The sequence below is a fragment of the Acinetobacter sp. WU_MDCI_Abxe161 genome (genome assembly GCF_025514355.1).
In the GTDB taxonomy this organism is placed as follows: domain Bacteria; phylum Pseudomonadota; class Gammaproteobacteria; order Pseudomonadales; family Moraxellaceae; genus Acinetobacter; species Acinetobacter pittii_E.
Map to the genome: position 1 here is coordinate 1 of NZ_JAHPTU010000022.1, position 19,702 is coordinate 19,702.

Here is a 19,702-nt window from a genome sequence, read left to right on the forward strand (position 1 = left end):
GGTGTTGGTGTTGGTGTTGGTGTTGGTGTTGGTGTTGGTGTTGGTGTTGGTGTTGGTGTTGGTGTTGGTGTTGGTGTCGAATCATTATCGTCAGACCCACAACCACTTAAAGCTATAAAAATTAAAGCAATACTGCTTCCTTTTACTATGTTATTCATTACATAAACCCTTTTTTTATTAAAAATGTGAAAATTTAACATTTTTAAAATAAATCAATTATAATGCAGTTGTAAAGATCAAATTTGAAAAAAGGTTCAACATGGCAGCTTATAATCAAATTGAAATATTCGAACAAAGCCAAAAGTGGTTTGACCAGTTGCCATTAGAATGGAAAAACTGGCTTGAAGAAAATTTAGAAAAAGGGTGTGGAATTGAACAATTAGTCGATGTACTAAAAGCAAATGGATTTGAGCCAAAGTTTGAAATGAATGATTTAAAATTTCAGACTTTATGTACTTATGAGCAAGAGTGGATAATTGAACAAGTTTTAAATGAGGTCACGTCTGCGGAGATTATAAAAATATTAATAGAGCAGGGGCATGAGGGTTTAAAAATAAAAGAATATTTAAATAATTTAGAAAATAATCAACTCTATAAAATTTTGAAGAAAAAGCATCATCAACTTAAAAAACGTGAATGGTTAATAGAAACTGTAGATCAATTGGCACAGCTAAACTCTGGCTATAGTGAAGAAATTCCTTCAATTACTGCTCCACAGTTCTCTGTTTTTATAAAGGATTACTATAGTCAACATCGCCCTGTGATTTTAAAAGAAGGAATAGAACATTGGCCAGCTTTGCACAAATGGTCTCCGCAATATTTTGCTTCTAAATTTGGTCATCATTCAGTTGAAGTTCAGATGAATAGAAATTTAGATGAGCAATTTGAAAGACATTCTCCATCGCTAAAACAAAAAATGAAGATGTCAGAGTTTGTATCAAAAGTGATGTCAGTTGATGCGAGCAATGATTTTTATATGACTGCAAATAATGCCACCAACAGTCATCAGATGCTTCAAGAATTATTTTTAGATATTGGTGATTTTGCAGAAGGTTATTGTGACTTGGCTTTAAAAGATAAGCGTAGTTTCTTATGGTTTGGACCTAAAGGAACATTTACGCCATTACATCATGATTTAACTAATAATATGTTAGTCCAAATTTATGGACGCAAAAAAGTAACTTTAATTCCTGCCTTGCAAGTTCCACATTTGTATAACGATCATTGGGTGTTTAGTGAATTAAGTAATGCCAATAAAATTGATTTTGAAAAATATCCTTTAGCAAGATCAATTACTCCAGTTGAATGTATTTTGAATGCTGGGGAAGCTTTGTTTATCCCAATTGGTTGGTGGCATAGCGTAGAAAGTCTAGATGTCTCAATCAGTATTTCTTTTACGCATTTTAATGCTCCAAATCATTATGTTGATCGGTTTCCAAAAGAGGTCTAAGAATGAAAATTGCATCTTAAACCGTTCAGTGTGACAATTGCTCGGCCCATACCGTTTTTCAAATATGAAGGAAAATTGTTACCCTATGACCACACTCCAAACGAACAATGCAGAACTTAATCAAAAGCAGGTATTAATGTTAATGGAATACCTGACTCAGTGGTTAATTCGTTCGGGAGTTGGATATAACGACTTTGTGACAGCTTTAAAACCAGTTTTCTATCAACAGGCTTTAGCTGAATTAGAGCGTATAGAGCAAAAACCAACTGACTCAGCAGTTAGTTTACTTTCAGGGTTACATCGCAAAGACGTCAATGCATTTAAAAAAGCAATGCAGGCTGGGCAGCCTTTAACAGAGGCAAAAGTAGCAGAGCCAGTAAGTGTGCCTGCTCGGGTGATTGGTTTGTGGCTTGCGGAGGGATTGGCAGAAAAAATTCCATTTGTAAGTAATGATCAGATTAGCTTTGAAAATTTAGTAAAGAAAGTTTCAACTGAAAAACATCCGCGATCTATTTTGAACGAACTCGAACGTCTTAATATTGTGAAAGAAGAAGATGGCCTTGTGATGTTACAGCAGCGTAGTTTTATGCCTGATGTGGAGCAATTCGAAGTTCGAAAATTATTAACGAATAACTTAGAGGCACATTTAGCTGCTGGAGTTCATAATTTATTTCAGCCAGAAAAAGAACCCTATTTAGAACAAGCAATTTTTGCTGATGAACTAACCGATGAATCGATCACTTTACTCAAAGAAGCAAGTTTGCGCTTATGGGAAGATTTATCACTACAAGTACTCAAGTTAGCCATTGAACGTTGTGCACTCGATGAAGGAAAAGAGGGTGCAACCAAAACTTTCCGTTTCGGAGCTTATCAATATGATCAAAACAACTTATAAAAAACTAATAATATCCATGAGTTTCATTTTGATGGGTGGTCTTTTGACTGCTTGCGGAGAGGATTTATTTGCGGGCGGTGCCAGTTTAGGTGGGTCAGGATATCCGACTAAACCTGGTAAACCGGGTGATTATGAAACACCAGCTGATGGAGAGAAAGGTGAATCTAAAGATAATGAAATCTGGTTACCTGCTCCTGTTGAAGATGATTGTCATGGCCTAAAGCGTAAATTACAGTTTCTCAATAATGTAACGCGTGAACCCATAGAAAAAGAAACAGTTTTTAAATATGCGCAGCAGTTAACTTTAAACGGCACAATTGCTTTGCAAATTACTCAAACTAATAAAGGATTAGAGAAAATACAAGAAAAACAACCTGCGTGTTATGTACCTTTAGAACTCTATTTACTTGGAAATACAAAGCGTTCTTATCCAGAAAATGAGTGTAAAGAGACTCAAACCTACGAATACCAGCCTAATGAAACCAAGACTTTTATTGTCAATTATCCTGCATTTGAAATCATGAATGGTACTTGGACATATGGTTTAGAAATTAGCTATTTGAAAAATGGTCAGGAGTTAAAACAATGCGAACCTTTAACTATTCAATTTAAAATAAGTGCCCCACCTGAACCAATTAAAATTAATTAAGTGGAGCTATCTTTAAGTTAAGAACAACACTTAATCGATAAAGTTCAATGAAATCTTAAAGGAACTATAAGTTAAGCCTGTTCTAATGCTTTTTCGTCATATGTAATTTGGGCTGCTAAAACCTGTTCAATATTGGTTTCAGCCCATTCCTTTAATTGGAATGCCATTGCAGCTACATTTTGCCCTAAAGAAGTCAGTGAGTAATCAACACGAATAGGAGAGGTATTCTGGATTTTACGTTCAATAAAACCGTCTCTTTCTAGCATTTTTAGTTTTTGTGATAAGACTTTAGGAGAAATGCCTTGTATATTCTTTTTGAGCAAATTGAAGTGCTGAGTTTCCTCTTCAAGCACATTTAAAATCAATAAAACCCACTTATCTGCAATTTTTTCAAAAAATAAACGAGCAGGGCAATGTTGTTGAAAAATATTATATTTTAGACATTCATTCATACTATTTACCTACTAGTTTCTTAAAAAAATACACTAGTTACCAGTTAGTAACTAATTGACACCTAGTTTCTAAAATATATCATAAAGTGGAATTTAATAAAACAAAGGTTTTCTCCCATGTCTAATTCTAATATCGCGGTTGTATATTTCTCTGGTTATGGCCATACCAAAGTAGTGGCTGAAACGTTTGCAAATGAAATTAATGCTCAGCTCATTCAAATTGATCAGGAAGGTAATATTACTGATCAAGATTGGCAGACATTAAATGATGCAAAGGGGATTGTTTTTGGTGCTCCGACTTATATGGGCACAGCGCCATGGCAGTTTAAAAAGTTTGCTGATGCAACTTCGAAAGTGTGGTTTGCACGTGGTTGGCAAGATAAAGTCTTTGCAGGTTTTACAAACAGCGCGAGCTTAAATGGGGATAAGCAGGTTACTCTTATTCAATTACAAACTTTAGCTTCGCAGCATGGTGGAATTTGGGTGAGCCTTGGTTTATTACCAGCGAATACAAAAGATGCAACACGTGAAGATGTAAATAACTTAGGCGGTTCAGTTGGGCTTTTAGTTCAATCACCTTCAGATGCAAGTGTAGAGGAAGTTCCTACTGGAGATCTTGAAACAGCGAAACTTTATGCTCAACGTGTACAAAAGATTGTGAACAAAATTTTTGGTTAATTTGACCATAAAGAAGGCGCTTTAAGCGCCTTTTTTATTATTCATGTTCATTATGCTGCGGAGCATTATATTTGAAGCCTTTGGTTTTGTAGGCCAAATAACCTACACCAATAACCGCCCAAGCTAAGCCAATTTGTAAGGCAAGCTTATCGATCTCAAGCCACATCATAAACACACTGGCAAAACCAAGTGTTGGTATAACAATATAATTGACGATGTCTTTAAACGTTTTATTCTTGCCATCTCTTAATGCATATCGAGAAATAACAGAGAAGTTAACAAAACTAAAAGCGGTTAAAGCACCAAAACTAATCAAGTTGACAATATGCTCAAGATCTAAGAAACCAGCAGATAAAGCAACTACACCTACAATAAGAATGTTGTAAGTTGGGGTGTGTAGTTTTGGGCTAATATGACCAAATAATTTCTTGTTGATTACGCCGTCGCGTCCCATCACATACATTAAACGAGATACGCCTGCATGAGCAGAAATACCCGATGCCATAACAGCGACTACAGCAAAATATAAAACCAAAGTTTTAAATGCAATACTACCAATCGCAGCGACCATCACTGGCTGTGACTCATCGAGGGGATTAAAGTAAGCATTTGGGTTACTTGGGAAATATAATTGAATGAAGTAGGTACTTACAATAAAAATAATACCTGCAAGTAATGCCGTGGTGAAAATAGCTTTCGGAAGTGTTTTCTCTGCGTCTTTTGTTTCTTCGGCGAGAGAAGATAAGGCATCAAACCCAGTGAAAGAGAAGCAGAGTACAGTAGCACCAGCAATTAAAGCACTTACAGATGTCATGTCGTTCCAAAAAGGAGTCAATGACCACAACGCAGCTTTATCGGGATTTAAAGTTCCGTCTGCATATACACCTTGAGTAAGTAAAATATATACCTGATAAACGAAATAAAAAATTACGCCAAGCTGAATAACAACGATCGTACTGTTAAAACGCGCGACAAATCGTGCACCAAATAAGTTAATAACGGTCATTAGGGTGGTTAAACCAATCACCCATAGCCAGTTATTTACCTCTGGAAAAAGAGCTCTTAGATAAATATCTGCCAAAATAATATTAACAAGCGGTGACAGTAAATAGTCTAACCAAGAAGACCAACCCACCATAAAACCAACATTAGGATGAATTGATTTTTGGGCATAAGTATAGGCTGACCCGGAAGAAGGGTAGCGCTTAATCATATGTCCATAACTGATCGATGTTAATAAAATTGCGACTAATGCAAAGATGTAGGAAGTTGGTACATGACCGCCACTTCGCTCTGATACTAAACCAAAAGTATCGAATAACGTTAATGGCTGAATGTAAGCTAAACCAATAATAATAATGTGCCAAAGCACAAGATTCTTTTGAAGTTTAGCTGTTGGTTTAGTCCCAGATAAATTTGTCAACGGCGTTATCCTCATAATCGTTGATCAAGGATCAGCTTGGTGTTAAGGATCGTTTGAGACGAACGATCCCCCCTACAGAAAAAGATAAAGTGCGCCAATCTATCCTAAATTGATGCAAATTGTCAGTACTTTCATCGATTTTTTAGCAAATTTTTTGCCATATTTCCAAATAAAATGATGAACAAAAATTCATGACTATAAAAAAGGTCTGATTTCGTTTAAAAATCAGACCTTTAGAATTAAGGTTCAAATTTAACTTATCGAATTACCATGCTTTTTGTAAGATATCTCGAATATCTTTTAAGCTAGCTTCTTTAGGATTGTAAATAATTGAGCCATCATTTAGTGCTTTTTCTGCAATTTCATCGAGCTGAGCTTCATTTACTTTACCTGTTTCGCGTAAAGTGCGTGGTAACTTGGTTAAAGTAAATAGACGGTCACGCATTGCCAAAATCGTAGCAATTGCTCTATCTGCTCGTTGAGTTGCTGGAGTTTGGGCATAGATATCAGCACCAGCTAATGGTAATAGTAACTCACCAACTTTCTGCCCATTTACCTGCTTATTATATTCAAGCACATAAGGTAAGAATAAATTCATGCATAACCCATGGGGCAGGTGAGCAACAGCACCTAAAGCATGTCCTAAAGAGTGTACAAGTCCTACCATTGAATTAGAAAATGCAATTCCCGCCATTGTTGAGGCTTGTGCTAGTTCTAAACGACCTTGCTGGTCATTTGGATTTTCTAAGACATTAAATAAGTTTTCACTAATTTTCTTAATCCCCGCACTTGCATATGCATCACTTAATGGATTAGCAGCTAAACATGTATAGGCTTCAACACAATGCGTTAAAGCATCCATACCTGTCATTGCGGTTAAATGAGGTGGTAGTGTAAGGGTCATGCGTGGATCTAAAATCGCTGCATGTGGCATGAGGTAGGCAGATGTGAATGCTAATTTAACATTCTTTTGTGTATCTGAAACCACAGCAACCATAGTCACTTCAGACCCAGTACCTGAAGTTGTGGGAATTACAAAAAATGGTTTTAATGGTTTTGGTAAGTTATGTGCGCCAACATATTGCAGAAGGTCATCTCCACCTTCAGATACTAAAATGTTAGTGGCTTTAGAGGTGTCAATAACTGAACCACCACCTACTGCAATAATCGCATCACATTTATTGGTGCGATAAGCTTCTGCTGCCAAACGAACCACTTCTAAACTTGAATCAGGTGGTACATCATCAAAGACATGAGCAATAACAGTATCTGTGGTACTAAATGCAGCTTCAATCGGGGACAATAAACCATTCGCACGTACACCTTTATCTGTAATGATAAGAGGACGTTTTGCACCTAAAGTTGCAAGTTCAAATGGAATATGTTCTAACGCAGCGTTACCAGCAATGACTTTTACAGGACAAAAGAATTCGTAATATGGTTTAGCCATGTTATGCGCTCCGCTTGAAATAGGATTTGGCTACTTTTAAGTAAATATTTGCAGCCTCGTTGAATTTTTCTTTTAGGGTGAGTTCTGTTGGGTATTCTTTGACTGCAAGTGACGCAACCAATTTAGGTAAAATAAGAGATTCCATTCTATTTAAACAACGAACAAAGCGGATTCCAGCAGACACATCACCATCGGCGATCATACGATCATTAGCAAATGCCTGAGCAGTACTTTCTTGAAAAGAAAATACTATAAATGCATGAGTTACATGTTTGAATGTAATGGTTAAGTCCGGCTTTCTTTCAGCTCTTTTGAGTAGCTCTAACTGTTTGTCTTCTGTGACCCGGGCAAAAAATGCTGGTCCATTTGGGAAAACATTCATTGAAAGTACAAAGTGAACAGGAAATTTAGATACTTCCTCTTGTATTTCAGTGTCCACTTGACTCGCCATGACTAAGCCACGACCAATAACATCCATCATGAGCTTAACGTAGGCAAGTTGCAGAGTAGGCTTTACAGCTTTTGTCGAAATCACTCGCGTATCCCTTGTTAAAATTATGCAAAAGCAAATTTAGAGTAATTACTCTAATCCATTTTTATTTCATCGCAAAGCGATTTATTCAGATTTGACTTCTGGGTCATTAAAGTACCCAGTATTCTTAATATATTCAATAAAGTCTTGGCAAAGTTGAGTGAATGATGGATAGGGAGTCACTAAATCTTGTATGCGGACCATTTCTAAACCTGCATAACCGCAAGGATTGATAGTTTGGAACCCATCTAACGCACAGTCCAAGTTTAATGCTAATCCATGATAGCTACGGCCACGACGAATTTTAAAACCTAAAGAACCAATTTTACGACTATCCACATATACTCCAGGAGCATCGGGCTTGGCATATGCTTCAATTCCGTATTTTTTCAAAATATCTATCATGAATTGTTCAGCAAAACTGACCAATGTACGTACGTTCCATTTTAGACGATTAAGATCAAACATGAAGTAGGCAACAAGCTGACCTGGTCCATGCCAAGTTACTTGCCCACCACGGTCAGTTTGTACTACGGGAATATTTGATGAAATTAGGATGTGTTCAGGTTTACCAGCTTGACCTTGGGTTAAGACATTATGATGTTGAAGTAACCATAACTCATCAGGCGTATCTTGATCACGCTCATTTGTTAAGAGTTTCATGGTTTCAAACTTGCTTTGATAATCTTGTAAATCGTTCCATTGCCGAATGATCAAGTTGGGTTTATCAAGGCTCATCACAATATCTTCCTATAAGTTAGTTTATGCGGCATCCAGTTAACATCTATGAGATAAAAGCCGAAAACTTTGTAATTTTAAAGGATTTTGTAAAAGGAATTCTAAATATTTGTAGGGCTTTTCGTGGCTTGTTAACTTTAAAATTTCCAAAAAAATACCACAGTAAGAATATCTAACTGTGGTATTCATTGAAGAACTTAAAATTAAAGCGCAGTTCTAATCTGCGGGCAAGCAGCCAAGTCGGCATAAAGTGCATGAACTTGTTCTAATTCTTCAAAGCGCAATTGTGCTGTTAAAGAATGATACTTGCCGGTGCGAGATTCTTGAACTTTTAATGTTGAGTCATCAAAGTCTGGGAAATGTTTCACCAAAATATCGACTACTGCAACACGTAATTCTTCACCCGCATCGCCAATAAGTTTAATTGGATAATCCATCGGAAATACCCAAAGATGTTCTTGTAGTTCGCGAGATGGAGTGCGGTCTAACATAAGTTACCTCATGATTTGAAACGCCTGCATTATCGCAGGCGTTTATAGCTCTTTCTATTAAATGGGGCTTGATTTTGAAATTTCAAGCTTTCAAAAATTAGTCATTTTCCAAGAAAGAACGTAAGTGTTCAGAACGAGAAGGGTGGCGTAATTTACGCAATGCTTTCGCTTCAATCTGACGAATACGTTCACGTGTTACGTCAAATTGTTTACCTACTTCTTCAAGTGTGTGATCGGTTGGCATATCAATACCAAAACGCATCTTCAATACTTTCGCTTCACGTTCAGTTAAGTTTTCCAATACTTCACGAGTTGCTTCTTTTAAGCCTTCTGAAGTCGCAGCATCGATTGGAGAAGTGATGTTTTGATCTTCAATGAAATCGCCAAGATGCGAATCTTCATCATCACCAATAGGTGTTTCCATCGAGATCGGTTCTTTCGCAATTTTAAGTACTTTACGAACCTTAACCTCATCCATTTCTAAACGTTCACCTAATTCTTCAGGTGTTGGTTCACGGCCCATTTCTTGTAACAATTGACGAGATACACGGTTGATCTTGTTAATCGTTTCAATCATGTGTACTGGAATACGAATTGTACGAGCCTGATCGGCGATCGAACGGGTAATTGCCTGACGAATCCACCAAGTTGCATAAGTCGAGAATTTATAACCACGACGGTATTCAAACTTGTCTACAGCTTTCATCAAACCAATGTTCCCTTCTTGAATCAAGTCAAGGAACTGTAAACCACGGTTGGTATATTTCTTCGCAATCGAAATTACCAAACGAAGGTTGGCTTCTACCATTTCTTTCTTGGCACGACGTGCTTTCGCTTCGCCAATTGCCATACGTTTAGAGATATCTTTAATTTCAGCAACGCTTAAACTAAGCTCTTTCTCAATATCTGCAATCTTTTGCTGGAATGCTAAAATATCAGGACGAACTTTTTCTAAATGTGCCTTGATTTCAGCAGGAGCTTTAGCAATTTGTTCGTCTAACCAAGCTGGATTAGATTCTTGTTTAGGGAAAGATGTACGGAATTGAGTACGGTCCATACGGCCACGACGTACTGCATAACGCATGATTTCACGTTCATTGGCACGAATTTGCTCATGTGTGCCACGAATCATTTCAGAAATGATATCGAATAAACGTGGTGTAAATTTAAACATCATGAACACAGTAGCTAAAGCTTCTAAAGCTTCTTCAGCTTCTGGGCTATTACGACCATGTTTTTCAACTGCAGCTTTTGTTTTAGCCCAAGCAGCTTCTAGTTCAGTAAAACGAACTTTCGCTACTTCAGGGTCTGGACCTGAATCACCTTCAGAATCATCATCGCCTTCAGACTCTTCTTCTTCATCGTCATCATCAAGCTTAACTTCTTTAGTTGATTTTGAAGATGATTCGTCTTCTTCTTCAAGCTCTTCAACTTCTTCTAAAACTTCTGGAATATCTTCATCAGTTTCAGGATCGAGATAACCAGATAAAATATCGGCAAGACGACGTTCGCCAGTTAAGAAATCATTATATTCTTTTAATACAACTTCAACAGCATTTGGCCAGTAAGCGATTGAATTAAGGACATCACGGATACCTTCTTCAATACGTTTGGCAATGCTGATTTCACCTTCACGGGTTAACAGCTCAACTGTACCCATTTCACGCATGTACATACGTACAGGGTCTGTCGTACGTCCAGGCTCATTTTCAACCGATGCAAGTACGGCAGCAGCTTCTTCTTCAGCAACCTCATCAGTTGCTTCAGCCGACTCACCGAACATGGTATCGTCAGATTCAGGTGCACGCTCGTGTACAGGAATACCAACGTCTTGAAGCATTTGAATAATGTCTTCAATCTGTTCGCTTTCAGTAATCGAGTCCGGCAGATGATCGTTAACCTCAGCGTAAGTTAAGTAACCTTGTTCTTTGCCTCGGCTAATCAGAGCCGCTACTTGAGAAGTAGGGGAATGCATATCGCTCATCTTTGCTTACTCTTTGTTGAATCTGTGGCAGTGAAAAACCGTGCATGATAGCACAATTTGCTTGAAATGTTTTGGCTTTGATCAGTAACCGTTAAATAAAAAATATCTTTGAATTCACGTCTGTTTTTTGAATATTGGGCTAAAATCATTTTTTTCAAGCTTAAATCATCGAAAAGATCATAGAATTTTTTTTTGATCAAAAAAATAGTTCAGGTTTATAAATACACAATTTTTTGGGTGAAAAAAAGTACAAATATGCAGTTTAATGAAAAAAATATAAATAAAACTTGACACGGGTAAATAAGCAAGATAAATAGCGGCTAGACCCATTCACATTTTTTCATTAGAGGTAGTTTTAGTGTCTTCTACAGATTTTGAATTAGATGATAACTACGGTGATGATGATGATGTCGGTTTTGATGAGTCATCAGGCAAAATCACTGCGAAAGAATCATTAGAAAAACGTAGATTAATTGATGATCTATTGGCTCAACGTCGTTTAGAGCGTGAGTTAAAAGATTTTGATTACGATTTAGACGATGATGATCTTGATGATGAAGACTAATCAAATCTGAATAGGGCATCGTCAGCTTAGATGCTATGCTATCGTAGATTTCTTTTTTATAGTCAGGTAACACAATGAGTGCGTTAGATTTAGACCAATTAAGTGAATATCTAGATGGAGACCACAATGAGTATGGTCTAGATTTCGCTGCAACTCATGGTTTTCTGTGTGCAATTGCAGTAGGCCCTCAGTTTGATCGTTGGTTGGATGAATTATTTGATAATAACCATAAAAAGGTTCCTGCCGAAATTATTCAGCAGATCAAAGCATGGTTAGAGTCAATTCGACAAGACTTAGCAAATGAAAATGGGATTGAATTTCCGTTTGAAATTGAAGAAGCCGATGTTGAGTCTAGCTTAGGCGACTGGAGTGTTGGATTTGTTGATGCAATGTTCTTAAATGAAGATGCATGGTTTGCACCTGAATACGAAGAACAACTAATTGATTTAACTTTACCAATGATGGTATTTAGTGGAATTGATGAAGAAGATCCTCAGATGGAATCTTTCCGTCGTAATGGACAGTTAATGGATGAACTGGCAGAAGAAATCCCAGATAATTTGAATGAATTATACTTGATGTATCATACGCCAAATTAATTTATTAGAAGAAATAATAAATAACGTCCTTTCTAGGGCGTTTTTTATTACGAAAAATTAAGTGATATAAAATAAAAAAGGGCATTTAGAAATCTAAATGCCCTTTGAAAACTATTTTATAGTTTTATAGACGTTTACGCTTTGCAGCAGCAATTTGTGACTGGCGCATACGGAAACCAGCTTTTTGCTTTTCAGTGGTCTTGTCGATGCAATAAACGCAAGAAACGCCGTGTTCATAACTAGGTAGAGCCGACTCTTCAGGAGTTAAAGGCCAACCACAAGCATGACATTTAATGTTAACGCCTTCTTCGACGCCATGAGTTACAGCAGTACGGCCATCAAATACGAAACATTCACCTTCCCATAAACTTTCATCAGCTGGGGTTTCTTCTAAATACTTAAGAATACCGCCTTTAAGGTGGTAAACCTCTTTAAATCCTTCTTGAAGAAGTAAAGAGGTTGATTTTTCGCAGCGAATACCGCCAGTACAGAACATCGCAATTTTTTTATCTTTATGTTGCTCTAATTCTTTCTTAACGTATTCTGGGAACTCACGGAATGTTTCTGTTTTAGGATCAATTGCACCCTTGAACGTACCTGCTTTATATTCATAGTCGTTGCGTGTGTCGATTAAAATTACGTCATCACGTGCAATTAAATCATTCCATTCTTTAGGATCAAGGTAGTGACCCACTAAGTCGCGTGGTTTAACTTCAACGCCTAAAGTTACAATTTCTTCTTTAAGCTTAATTTTCATTTTGCGGAAAGGTTTGTCAGAGCTATGGGATTCTTTGTATTCCATAGAGCCGAAGCCTTCATTGAGCAAAAATTGATGTAACGTATCAATTGCTACGCGATCGCCAGCAACAGTACCATTAATTCCTTCACCTGCTACAATCAGAGTTCCACAGAGGTTAATTGTTTTCACTAAGTCTAATAAGCGTTGTTGAAGATCGGCAGGATCTTGAACTTCTTTAAATTGATATAGTGCGGCAACAACCCAACCTGCGGTCGCTTGCTGTTCTACAGGTGCAAGCTGTTCTACAGTAGCGTTCATGGAAAACTCCAAATGTATTAAGATAGAAATTTAAGGCGCATATTTTAGCGCGAAAATTTGTAATAAGCGAGAAAACCATAAAAAGTATATGGTTTATTTAAGGAGTTTGTTTTGAGTAATGATCATCGAACGCTCTCTCTCACCCCATGTGCAGGGCGTTGTTCAACAGTTTTTGGTGATCAGGTTTGCCGTGGTTGTCGTCGTTTTAACCACGAGGTGATTCAATGGAATACTTATACAGCGGAGCAGCGTTTGGCTGTATGGAAGCGTTTAGACGATCAGTTGAATCAAATCTTAGTACCGATGCTGCCTCATGCAGACTTACAGCATGTTGAGGGCTTCATTTTAAGTAAGCGTGTTCGGTTAATGGAAGGGGCGAGCCAAGGTCGTAAGCTTTATCACGCTTTAAAAATATGTGAAAAGAATAAACATCTTGCACACGAGAGTGGTTTGGGTATTTCGGAGTCTCAAGTCAAAACCATATGGGTAGAATTTGAAAGACGTGTTTTAGCTTTGGCTAAAGCGAGCTATGAATTGGCTTGGTTACGTGCTGATGGAATTAGCCATCACTTGTTAACTATGTATGAAGAAGAATAATTGTAGAGTAGAAAAAAGACTTAAATAAAAAAGCTGCCAGAAGGCAGCTTTTTTTCATTAATTTTCTTTCGAATATTAACGTTTGATGTCACGTTGAGTCTCACCAGTATAAAGCTGACGAGGACGACCGATTTTGTAAGGACCGCTATGCATTTCTAACCAGTGGCTGATCCAACCAACTGTACGTGCAAGAGCGAAGATTACAGTAAACATTTCTGTTGGGATACCAATCGCTTTAAGAATGATACCTGAGTAGAAGTCTACGTTAGGGTAAAGTTTACGCTCAACGAAGTACGGGTCGTTCAATGCGATACGCTCAAGTTCCATAGCAAGTGCTAATTGAGGATCGTTGATACCCAAAGCTTCAAGAACTTCGTCACAAGTTTGCTTCATCACTTTAGCGCGTGGATCGAAGTTTTTGTAAACGCGGTGACCGAAGCCCATAAGTTTAACTTCTTTGCGTTTAACTTTTTCCATGAACTCTGCAACGTTTTCAACGCTACCGATTTCATCAAGCATCTTAAGAACTGCCTCGTTTGCACCACCGTGAGCAGGTCCCCAAAGTGCAGAGATACCAGCAGAGATACATGCATACGGGTTTGCACCAGTAGAACCAGCAAGACGTACTGTAGATGTAGAAGCATTTTGCTCATGGTCAGCATGAAGCGTGAAAATACGATCCATTGCGCGAGCAAGAACAGGATTTACTTTGTAATCACGGTCAGCAGGAGTTGCAAACATCATGTGCAAGAAGTTTTCCGCATAACTTAAATCGTTACGTGGATAGATGAATGGTTGACCTACTGTGTATTTGTAACTCCAAGCAGCAAGTGTTGGAATTTTTGCAATTAAACGAATTGCAGTAATTTCACGGTGGTTGATATCTTCAATATCTAGGTTGTTGTGATAGAACGCAGATAATGCACCTACAACACCTACCATGATCGCCATTGGGTGAGCGTCACGACGGAAACCATTAAAGAAACGGCTAACTTGATCATGAACCATAGTATGAGCACGAACTTTCGTATCAAACTCAACTTTTTGCTCAGCAGTTGGGAGCTCGCCATTTAATAATAAATAACAAGTTTCAAGATAGTCTGCTTGAGTTGCTAACTGGTCAATTGGGTAACCGCGGTGTAATAAAATACCTTTGTCACCATCAATGAAAGTAATTTTAGATTCGCATGCGGCTGTCGCCATAAAACCAGGATCGAAAGTAAAATGACCTTCTTTCAGTATGCTGCTGACATCAATTACATCTGGACCTAAAGTGCCACTGTAGATTGGTAAACCAATTTCTTTGCCATCAAGATGTAATACGGCTTTTTTGCCATTTGCTTCAGACATTCAATAGATCTCCTGTCCTGGTGAATGTTGATCTGACTCGAAATCCTAATGTTCTCATGTGCGAATCAGACGGTGTCAAAATTTGCTATAAGATTAGTGAGTACTGAAATTTTGTCAATTATACTTATGGATAAAAAATGACGTTCCCACAGAGAGTTAGTCATTAAGACCCGAGCAAAAAAGTCAGTAAAATCACTGCATCGGGATGGTATAATAAGTCAATTCAACAGGAACGTGCAGAAAAAAAATGAAGGGTGAGTACAATTGTAAGCAAATTTTTAAATTGAAATTCAAAATAATAAGGCGGTAGAAAATGCCAATCCAATTAAAAAAATCATAAAACTCATGATGTAATTTAAAATTACTAATCAAAAAAAAATGTATTTTTATTTAGTTGTAACAAAGAATATTGTTCTTTTTTTAAGTTTAATTGTATAAAAAATAGCTTATCAGACGTGATTGAAATAATAAGAAATTTTTTAAAATAGATTTAACTTTTTAAAAGTAGTGCAGATTATCTAATATGTATTTGAATATAAGTAGTTTCACTTATTTGAATTGTGGCCTGATTACAAAATATGAGGTATTGCCATCATTTTTCTATTTATATGAGGAATTTATAACTTTATCTTTAGTCTAAAATAGACTTATTTAAAAGAAATTTCAGAAAAAATGAAATTAAATAAAAAGTTATTTTAAACAATGACATGATGTGTAGGGACTTCTTCTTTTTATAGGAGTAGTGAAGGAATATTGTTATGAATGATTCTTATTTAATGATTTTTTGCTGAAAAGGCAAAGTGGATCGTTTGTATTTTGATACTTCGCGTTTTATAATTCAGTGTCGTTTATAGGTTAGGCATGAGCTGTGCTTGCCTAACAATGCCAGCTTTCCTTGGAATTAATTCAACAAACTCCGGTCGGAGTTTCTACCTACAGGATGCCCGCTGTGAAAAGCAACAGACCTGTCAATTTGTCCATGGGTCAGGTGTTAGCGGTAAATTTACGCTCACCCGTGGCTATTGCATCAATTTTACACCGTTTATCAGGTGTCATCGTTTTCTTATTAGTACCAGTTCTCTTATGGATTCTAGATAAATCATTATCTTCACCAGAAGGATTTGACTACGTTAAAAATGTCGTTTTTGGAAATATCCTTGTACGTTTTGTTGTTTGGGTATTTGCAGCCGGCTTGATATTCCACTTTATTGCTGGAGTTAAGCACTTACTTGCAGATTTAGGTTTTGCTGAGGAACTGCAAAGTGGTCGTATTGCAGCGACAATTTCATTGATCTTATCTGTGGTAGCCATTATCGCAGCCTTTGTATGGATTATGTTCTAATGAAAAGTGCTACAGGTTTAACTGGTTCAGGTTCTCGTGATTGGTTTATCCAGCGTGTAAGTGCGGTTGTATTAGCGGCTTATACTGTTGTTCTTTTTGGTTGGATTCTCTGCAAAGGCGGATTTGACTATCAACAGTGGGCTGGCTTTATGATGACATTACCAATGAAGATTTTTTCTTTATTGGCAATTTTATCGCTTATCGCACACGCATGGATTGGTATGTGGCAAGTTTTCACTGACTATGTCACTACACGTCAAATGGGTCCTTCAGCGAAAGGTTTACGCCTTGTACTGACGACGGCTGTCATTATTGCAGTGTTTGTGTACGCAATCTGGGGTATCCAGATTTTCTGGGCGAATTGATAGGAAGATATCATGGGCGCGATAACCCCTAAAGAAGATTATTCAAATATTCAAAACCTCACTTTCGATGCTGTTATCGTTGGTGGTGGTGGTTCTGGTATGCGTGCATCTTACCAACTCGCTCAAGCGGGTTTGAAGGTTGCAGTGCTCACTAAAGTTTTCCCGACACGTTCGCACACAGTAGCCGCTCAAGGTGGTATCGGTGCGTCGTTAGGTAACATGCAAGAAGATAACTGGCATTTCCACTTTTACGATACAGTAAAAGGTTCTGACTGGTTAGGTGACCAAGACGCAATTGAATTTATGTGTCGTGAAGCACCAAAAGTTGTGTATGAACTTGAACACATGGGTATGCCTTTTGACCGTAACGCTGATGGTACAATTTACCAACGTCCGTTCGGTGGTCACTCTGCTAACTATGGTGATAAACCAGTTCCACGTGCTTGTGCTGCAGCAGACCGTACGGGTCATGCGTTATTGCACACGCTTTATCAAAGCAACGTGAAAATGGGTACTCAGTTCTTCGTTGAATGGATCGCGCTTGATTTGATCCGTAACGAAGCAGGTGATGTTCTTGGTGTAACAGCGATTGACCAAGAAACTGGTAACATCGCAGTATTCCAAGCAAAAGCGACATTATTTGCGACTGGTGGTGCTGGTCGTGTTTACCGTGCATCAACAAATGCTTATATCAATACTGGTGACGGTCTTGGTATGGCTGCTCGTGCAGGTATTCCATTACAAGATATGGAATTCTGGCAATTCCACCCAACAGGTGTTGCGGGCGCTGGTGTATTGTTGACTGAAGGTTGTCGTGGTGAAGGTGCGATCCTTCGTAATAAAGACGGCGAACCGTTCATGGAACGTTATGCACCGACTTTAAAAGACTTGGCTCCACGTGACTTCGTATCACGCTCTATGGACCAAGAAATTAAAGAAGGTCGTGGTTGTGGTCCAAAAGGTGATTATATCTTACTTGATATGACTCACTTGGGTGCTGATACAATCATGAAGCGTTTACCATCTGTATTTGAGATTGGTAAAAAATTCGCGAACGTTGACATCACTAAAGAACCAATTCCTGTAGTACCAACAATCCATTATCAAATGGGTGGTATTCCTACGAATATGCATGGTCAAGTGTGCTTACCTGAAGCAGGTACAGACAACTACACTAAACCTGTAAAAGGTTTCTATGCAATTGGTGAATGTTCTTGTGTATCAGTACATGGTGCAAACCGTTTAGGTACTAACTCACTTCTTGACTTGGTTGTATTTGGTAAAGCTGCTGGTGAGCACATTATCGACTACGTAACTAAGCATCATGGTGATGAATATGCGCCTCTTCCAACAAATGTATTAGAGCAAACATTAGATCGCGTACGTAAGTTGGATGAGTCAACTTCTGGTGAAAATGCTCAAGAAGTTGCTGATGCAATTCGTGATATCGTTCAAGACCATGCTGGTGTATTCCGTACTCAAGCTTTGCTTGATAAAGGTGTAAAAGAGATCCTTGCTCTTGAGCCACGTGTACGTAATATTCACTTGAAAGATAAATCTAAAGTATTTAACACTGCACGTGTTGAAGCGCTTGAAGTTGAAAACTTATATGAAGTTGCAAAAGCGACATTAATTTCAGCTGCTGCGCGTAAAGAATGTCGTGGTGCGCATACGGTAGTTGATTATGAATTACCAGCTGATCACCCAACTTATTCATACGGTCGCCGTGATGATGAGTGGATGAAGCATACTTTATGGTATTCATCAGACAACCGTTTGGAATATAAGCCAGTGCGCTTCAAACCGTTGACTGTTGATGCAATTCCACCAGCACCACGTACATTCTAATCGGGAGTATAAAGATGAGTAGAGGTACTCGTACATTCGAAATCTACCGCTATGATCCTGATAAGGATAAAGCGCCGTACATGCAAACTTTCAAGCTTGAATTGACTGATAAGCACCGTATGTTGCTTGATGCATTACTTGCATTGAAAGTTCAAGACGAAACATTAACATTCCGTCGTTCTTGCCGTGAAGGTATTTGTGGTTCGGATGGTGTGAATATTAATGGTAAAAATGGTTTGGCTTGTTTATGGAATTTAAACGACCTACCTGAGAAAATTGTAATTCGTCCATTACCAGGTTTGCCGGTTATTAAAGATTTGGTTGTTGATATGAACCAATTCTATGATCAATATGACAAAATTCAGCCATTCTTGATCAATAACCAGCCAGCTCCACCTAAAGAGCGTTTACAGTCTCCTGAAGAGCGTGAACACTTAAATGGTCTGTATGAGTGTATTCTTTGTGCATGTTGTTCAACTTCATGCCCATCATTCTGGTGGAACCCTGATAAATTCTTGGGTCCTTCAGCATTGTTGAATGCATACCGTTTTATTATCGACTCTCGTGATACTGCTACTGCAGACCGTTTGGCTCGTCTTGACGATCCGTTCAGTTTGTTCCGTTGTAAAGGTATTATGAACTGTGTGTCAGTATGTCCTAAAGGTCTAAATCCTACAAAAGCAATCGGTCACATCCGTAATATGCTATTAGATCAAGCGGGTTAATTCTGCACAAATGGAAAACGCGCATCCTTGATGTGCGTTTTTTTTTAATTTTATAATGTAAACTTTAGACTTTGGTCGAAAAGAGCGAGGTTTTTATATATTGCACCATATATTAAAAGATAAAATCGCTTATGTATTTCGCCAATTTATAGGTGGTATGTGTCAAAAAAATCAATCGTTGTTTAAGAACATGATACGATTTGCCACAAAGTTATAGGTGAAAAAAGCGTATACTAGTAGAATTAATTTAAGTAGCACGATCTTAGATCTGTGCTTAATTTTTATGGTTAAAGTCATTTTAGAAAAGTTAATTTTAAAGTTAATTTTTCTAAAAAGATTTGCAAAAAATTGCTCGGTTTTAATCGAGTATAAGGTGAGTGATGATGCCATTGAGGGCGTTGTGATTCATTAATTACCTATGGAGTTTTCTCTCTAGGTAGTATGACGCCCCATGGTCTTAAAGACCTGTTGGGTAAGTAATGCCTTTTTTACCAATTTGGCATTATGCATCA

Annotated in this window: 22 protein-coding genes and 1 pseudogene; 12 read left to right on the forward strand and 11 right to left on the reverse strand. The window is 37.8% G+C overall.

The annotated features are described in order from the left end of the window. Nucleotides 1-158, reverse strand: a pseudogene (locus KTI78_RS16685) (endoglucanase); the annotation flags it as partial. Nucleotides 159-259: 101 nt separating this feature from the next. On the opposite strand from KTI78_RS16685, the gene KTI78_RS16690 reads away from it, so the two are divergent. From KTI78_RS16690 to KTI78_RS16700, 3 genes are all read left to right on the forward strand, one after another. After that, on the forward strand, nucleotides 260-1,450 hold the full coding sequence (locus KTI78_RS16690) for a cupin-like domain-containing protein (protein ID WP_262446782.1): 1,191 nt from the start codon (nucleotides 260-262) through the stop codon (nucleotides 1,448-1,450). 85 nt (nucleotides 1,451-1,535) lie between these two features. After that, nucleotides 1,536-2,345, forward strand: a complete 810-nt coding sequence (locus tag KTI78_RS16695; RefSeq protein WP_239968187.1) for a DUF6502 family protein — start codon at nucleotides 1,536-1,538, stop codon at nucleotides 2,343-2,345. Nucleotides 2,346-2,361: 16 nt separating this feature from the next. After that, the gene (locus KTI78_RS16700; protein WP_262446783.1) at nucleotides 2,362-2,994 is read left to right on the forward strand and encodes a hypothetical protein; all 633 of its coding nucleotides are present in this window, start codon (nucleotides 2,362-2,364) and stop codon (nucleotides 2,992-2,994) included. A gap of 71 nt (nucleotides 2,995-3,065) precedes the next feature. On the opposite strand, the gene KTI78_RS16705 is transcribed toward KTI78_RS16700, so the two are convergent. Beyond that, complete coding sequence (locus KTI78_RS16705) at nucleotides 3,066-3,446, reverse strand: winged helix-turn-helix transcriptional regulator (RefSeq protein ID WP_239968183.1); 381 nt, start codon at nucleotides 3,444-3,446, stop codon at nucleotides 3,066-3,068. A 117-nt stretch (nucleotides 3,447-3,563) separates the two neighbouring features. On the opposite strand from KTI78_RS16705, the gene KTI78_RS16710 reads away from it, so the two are divergent. Further along, the gene (locus KTI78_RS16710) at nucleotides 3,564-4,124 is read left to right on the forward strand and encodes a flavodoxin family protein (protein ID WP_262446784.1); all 561 of its coding nucleotides are present in this window, start codon (nucleotides 3,564-3,566) and stop codon (nucleotides 4,122-4,124) included. 37 nt (nucleotides 4,125-4,161) lie between these two features. Here KTI78_RS16710 and KTI78_RS16715 read toward each other — a convergent pair whose 3' ends face one another. The 6 genes from KTI78_RS16715 to rpoD form a co-directional block, all read right to left on the reverse strand. Then, complete coding sequence (locus tag KTI78_RS16715; RefSeq protein ID WP_025470464.1) at nucleotides 4,162-5,547, reverse strand: APC family permease; 1,386 nt, start codon at nucleotides 5,545-5,547, stop codon at nucleotides 4,162-4,164. A gap of 265 nt (nucleotides 5,548-5,812) precedes the next feature. Next, nucleotides 5,813-6,997 (reverse strand): iron-containing alcohol dehydrogenase, encoded by a 1,185-nt coding sequence (locus KTI78_RS16720; protein ID WP_239976016.1) that lies wholly within the window; start codon nucleotides 6,995-6,997, stop codon nucleotides 5,813-5,815. A 1-nt stretch (nucleotide 6,998) separates the two neighbouring features. Next, on the reverse strand, nucleotides 6,999-7,532 hold the full coding sequence (locus KTI78_RS16725) for a hypothetical protein (RefSeq protein WP_224992941.1): 534 nt from the start codon (nucleotides 7,530-7,532) through the stop codon (nucleotides 6,999-7,001). 81 nt (nucleotides 7,533-7,613) lie between these two features. Further along, nucleotides 7,614-8,267, reverse strand: a complete 654-nt coding sequence (gene lipB / locus KTI78_RS16730) for a lipoyl(octanoyl) transferase LipB (RefSeq protein ID WP_262446785.1) — start codon at nucleotides 8,265-8,267, stop codon at nucleotides 7,614-7,616. A gap of 203 nt (nucleotides 8,268-8,470) precedes the next feature. Continuing rightward, nucleotides 8,471-8,758, reverse strand: coding sequence for a YbeD family protein (locus KTI78_RS16735; RefSeq protein WP_016143210.1), 288 nt, complete (start codon nucleotides 8,756-8,758; stop codon nucleotides 8,471-8,473). Between the two features lie 97 nt (nucleotides 8,759-8,855). Further along, nucleotides 8,856-10,742 carry an RNA polymerase sigma factor RpoD gene (gene rpoD / locus KTI78_RS16740; protein ID WP_262446786.1) on the reverse strand — a complete coding sequence of 629 codons (1,887 nt, stop codon included), beginning with the start codon at nucleotides 10,740-10,742 and terminating at the stop codon, nucleotides 8,856-8,858. Between the two features lie 358 nt (nucleotides 10,743-11,100). Between rpoD and KTI78_RS16745 the strand changes: the two genes are divergently transcribed. Continuing rightward, nucleotides 11,101-11,307 (forward strand): PA3496 family putative envelope integrity protein, encoded by a 207-nt coding sequence (locus tag KTI78_RS16745; protein ID WP_002116495.1) that lies wholly within the window; start codon nucleotides 11,101-11,103, stop codon nucleotides 11,305-11,307. 74 nt (nucleotides 11,308-11,381) lie between these two features. Continuing rightward, nucleotides 11,382-11,906 (forward strand): YecA family protein, encoded by a 525-nt coding sequence (locus tag KTI78_RS16750; RefSeq protein WP_002116105.1) that lies wholly within the window; start codon nucleotides 11,382-11,384, stop codon nucleotides 11,904-11,906. A 124-nt stretch (nucleotides 11,907-12,030) separates the two neighbouring features. On the opposite strand, the gene KTI78_RS16755 is transcribed toward KTI78_RS16750, so the two are convergent. Continuing rightward, entirely contained in the window at nucleotides 12,031-12,963 is a 933-nt protein-coding gene (locus tag KTI78_RS16755) for a rhodanese-related sulfurtransferase (protein ID WP_224992945.1), read from the reverse strand. A gap of 111 nt (nucleotides 12,964-13,074) precedes the next feature. On the opposite strand from KTI78_RS16755, the gene KTI78_RS16760 reads away from it, so the two are divergent. Continuing rightward, nucleotides 13,075-13,560, forward strand: a complete 486-nt coding sequence (locus KTI78_RS16760) for a DUF1289 domain-containing protein (protein WP_005064555.1) — start codon at nucleotides 13,075-13,077, stop codon at nucleotides 13,558-13,560. Nucleotides 13,561-13,635: 75 nt separating this feature from the next. Here the strand turns inward: KTI78_RS16760 and gltA are convergent, their stop codons facing one another. Next, a complete protein-coding gene (gltA, locus tag KTI78_RS16765) occupies nucleotides 13,636-14,910 on the reverse strand; it encodes a citrate synthase (protein ID WP_002116327.1) in 1,275 nt (424 codons plus the stop codon). Between the two features lie 364 nt (nucleotides 14,911-15,274). Continuing rightward, complete coding sequence (locus KTI78_RS16770) at nucleotides 15,275-15,379, reverse strand: hypothetical protein (RefSeq protein ID WP_224992965.1); 105 nt, start codon at nucleotides 15,377-15,379, stop codon at nucleotides 15,275-15,277. 471 nt (nucleotides 15,380-15,850) lie between these two features. Between KTI78_RS16770 and sdhC the strand changes: the two genes are divergently transcribed. The 5 genes from sdhC to KTI78_RS16795 all read left to right on the forward strand — a co-directional run bounded on the left by sdhC (nucleotide 15,851) and on the right by KTI78_RS16795 (nucleotide 19,602). Further along, nucleotides 15,851-16,252 (forward strand): succinate dehydrogenase, cytochrome b556 subunit, encoded by a 402-nt coding sequence (gene sdhC, locus KTI78_RS16775; RefSeq protein ID WP_075384165.1) that lies wholly within the window; start codon nucleotides 15,851-15,853, stop codon nucleotides 16,250-16,252. Beyond that, the gene (sdhD, locus tag KTI78_RS16780; RefSeq protein WP_000833672.1) at nucleotides 16,252-16,617 is read left to right on the forward strand and encodes a succinate dehydrogenase, hydrophobic membrane anchor protein; all 366 of its coding nucleotides are present in this window, start codon (nucleotides 16,252-16,254) and stop codon (nucleotides 16,615-16,617) included. Before sdhC ends, sdhD begins: the two co-directional genes overlap by 1 nt. A 12-nt stretch (nucleotides 16,618-16,629) precedes the next feature. Further along, nucleotides 16,630-18,465 (forward strand): succinate dehydrogenase flavoprotein subunit, encoded by a 1,836-nt coding sequence (gene sdhA / locus KTI78_RS16785; protein ID WP_002116225.1) that lies wholly within the window; start codon nucleotides 16,630-16,632, stop codon nucleotides 18,463-18,465. A gap of 14 nt (nucleotides 18,466-18,479) precedes the next feature. After that, nucleotides 18,480-19,190, forward strand: a complete 711-nt coding sequence (locus tag KTI78_RS16790; protein ID WP_004705893.1) for a succinate dehydrogenase iron-sulfur subunit — start codon at nucleotides 18,480-18,482, stop codon at nucleotides 19,188-19,190. 283 nt (nucleotides 19,191-19,473) lie between these two features. After that, nucleotides 19,474-19,602: a hypothetical protein gene (locus tag KTI78_RS16795; RefSeq protein WP_002116082.1), complete on the forward strand. Its 129-nt coding sequence runs from the start codon at nucleotides 19,474-19,476 to the stop codon at nucleotides 19,600-19,602. Nucleotides 19,603-19,702: the final 100 nt, after the last annotated feature.

Bases quoted from the DNA above. Each gene is read 5' to 3' on its own strand.
- sdhD (WP_000833672.1), top strand. From the start codon at position 16,252: ATGAAAAGTGCTACAGGTTTAACTGGTTCAGGTTCTCGTGATTGGTTT.
- KTI78_RS16710 (WP_262446784.1), top strand. From the start codon at position 3,564: ATGTCTAATTCTAATATCGCGGTTGTATATTTCTCTGGTTATGGCCAT.
- KTI78_RS16755 (WP_224992945.1), bottom strand. From the start codon at position 12,963: ATGAACGCTACTGTAGAACAGCTTGCACCTGTAGAACAGCAAGCGACC.
- KTI78_RS16795 (WP_002116082.1), top strand. From the start codon at position 19,474: ATGGTTAAAGTCATTTTAGAAAAGTTAATTTTAAAGTTAATTTTTCTA.
- KTI78_RS16720 (WP_239976016.1), bottom strand. From the start codon at position 6,997: ATGGCTAAACCATATTACGAATTCTTTTGTCCTGTAAAAGTCATTGCT.
- sdhC (WP_075384165.1), top strand. From the start codon at position 15,851: ATGCCCGCTGTGAAAAGCAACAGACCTGTCAATTTGTCCATGGGTCAG.
- KTI78_RS16695 (WP_239968187.1), top strand. From the start codon at position 1,536: ATGACCACACTCCAAACGAACAATGCAGAACTTAATCAAAAGCAGGTA.
- KTI78_RS16700 (WP_262446783.1), top strand. From the start codon at position 2,362: ATGAGTTTCATTTTGATGGGTGGTCTTTTGACTGCTTGCGGAGAGGAT.
- KTI78_RS16690 (WP_262446782.1), top strand. From the start codon at position 260: ATGGCAGCTTATAATCAAATTGAAATATTCGAACAAAGCCAAAAGTGG.
- KTI78_RS16790 (WP_004705893.1), top strand. From the start codon at position 18,480: ATGAGTAGAGGTACTCGTACATTCGAAATCTACCGCTATGATCCTGAT.
- KTI78_RS16750 (WP_002116105.1), top strand. From the start codon at position 11,382: ATGAGTGCGTTAGATTTAGACCAATTAAGTGAATATCTAGATGGAGAC.
- lipB (WP_262446785.1), bottom strand. From the start codon at position 8,267: ATGAGCCTTGATAAACCCAACTTGATCATTCGGCAATGGAACGATTTA.
- sdhA (WP_002116225.1), top strand. From the start codon at position 16,630: ATGGGCGCGATAACCCCTAAAGAAGATTATTCAAATATTCAAAACCTC.
- rpoD (WP_262446786.1), bottom strand. From the start codon at position 10,742: ATGAGCGATATGCATTCCCCTACTTCTCAAGTAGCGGCTCTGATTAGC.
- gltA (WP_002116327.1), bottom strand. From the start codon at position 14,910: ATGTCTGAAGCAAATGGCAAAAAAGCCGTATTACATCTTGATGGCAAA.
- KTI78_RS16705 (WP_239968183.1), bottom strand. From the start codon at position 3,446: ATGAATGAATGTCTAAAATATAATATTTTTCAACAACATTGCCCTGCT.
- KTI78_RS16735 (WP_016143210.1), bottom strand. From the start codon at position 8,758: ATGTTAGACCGCACTCCATCTCGCGAACTACAAGAACATCTTTGGGTA.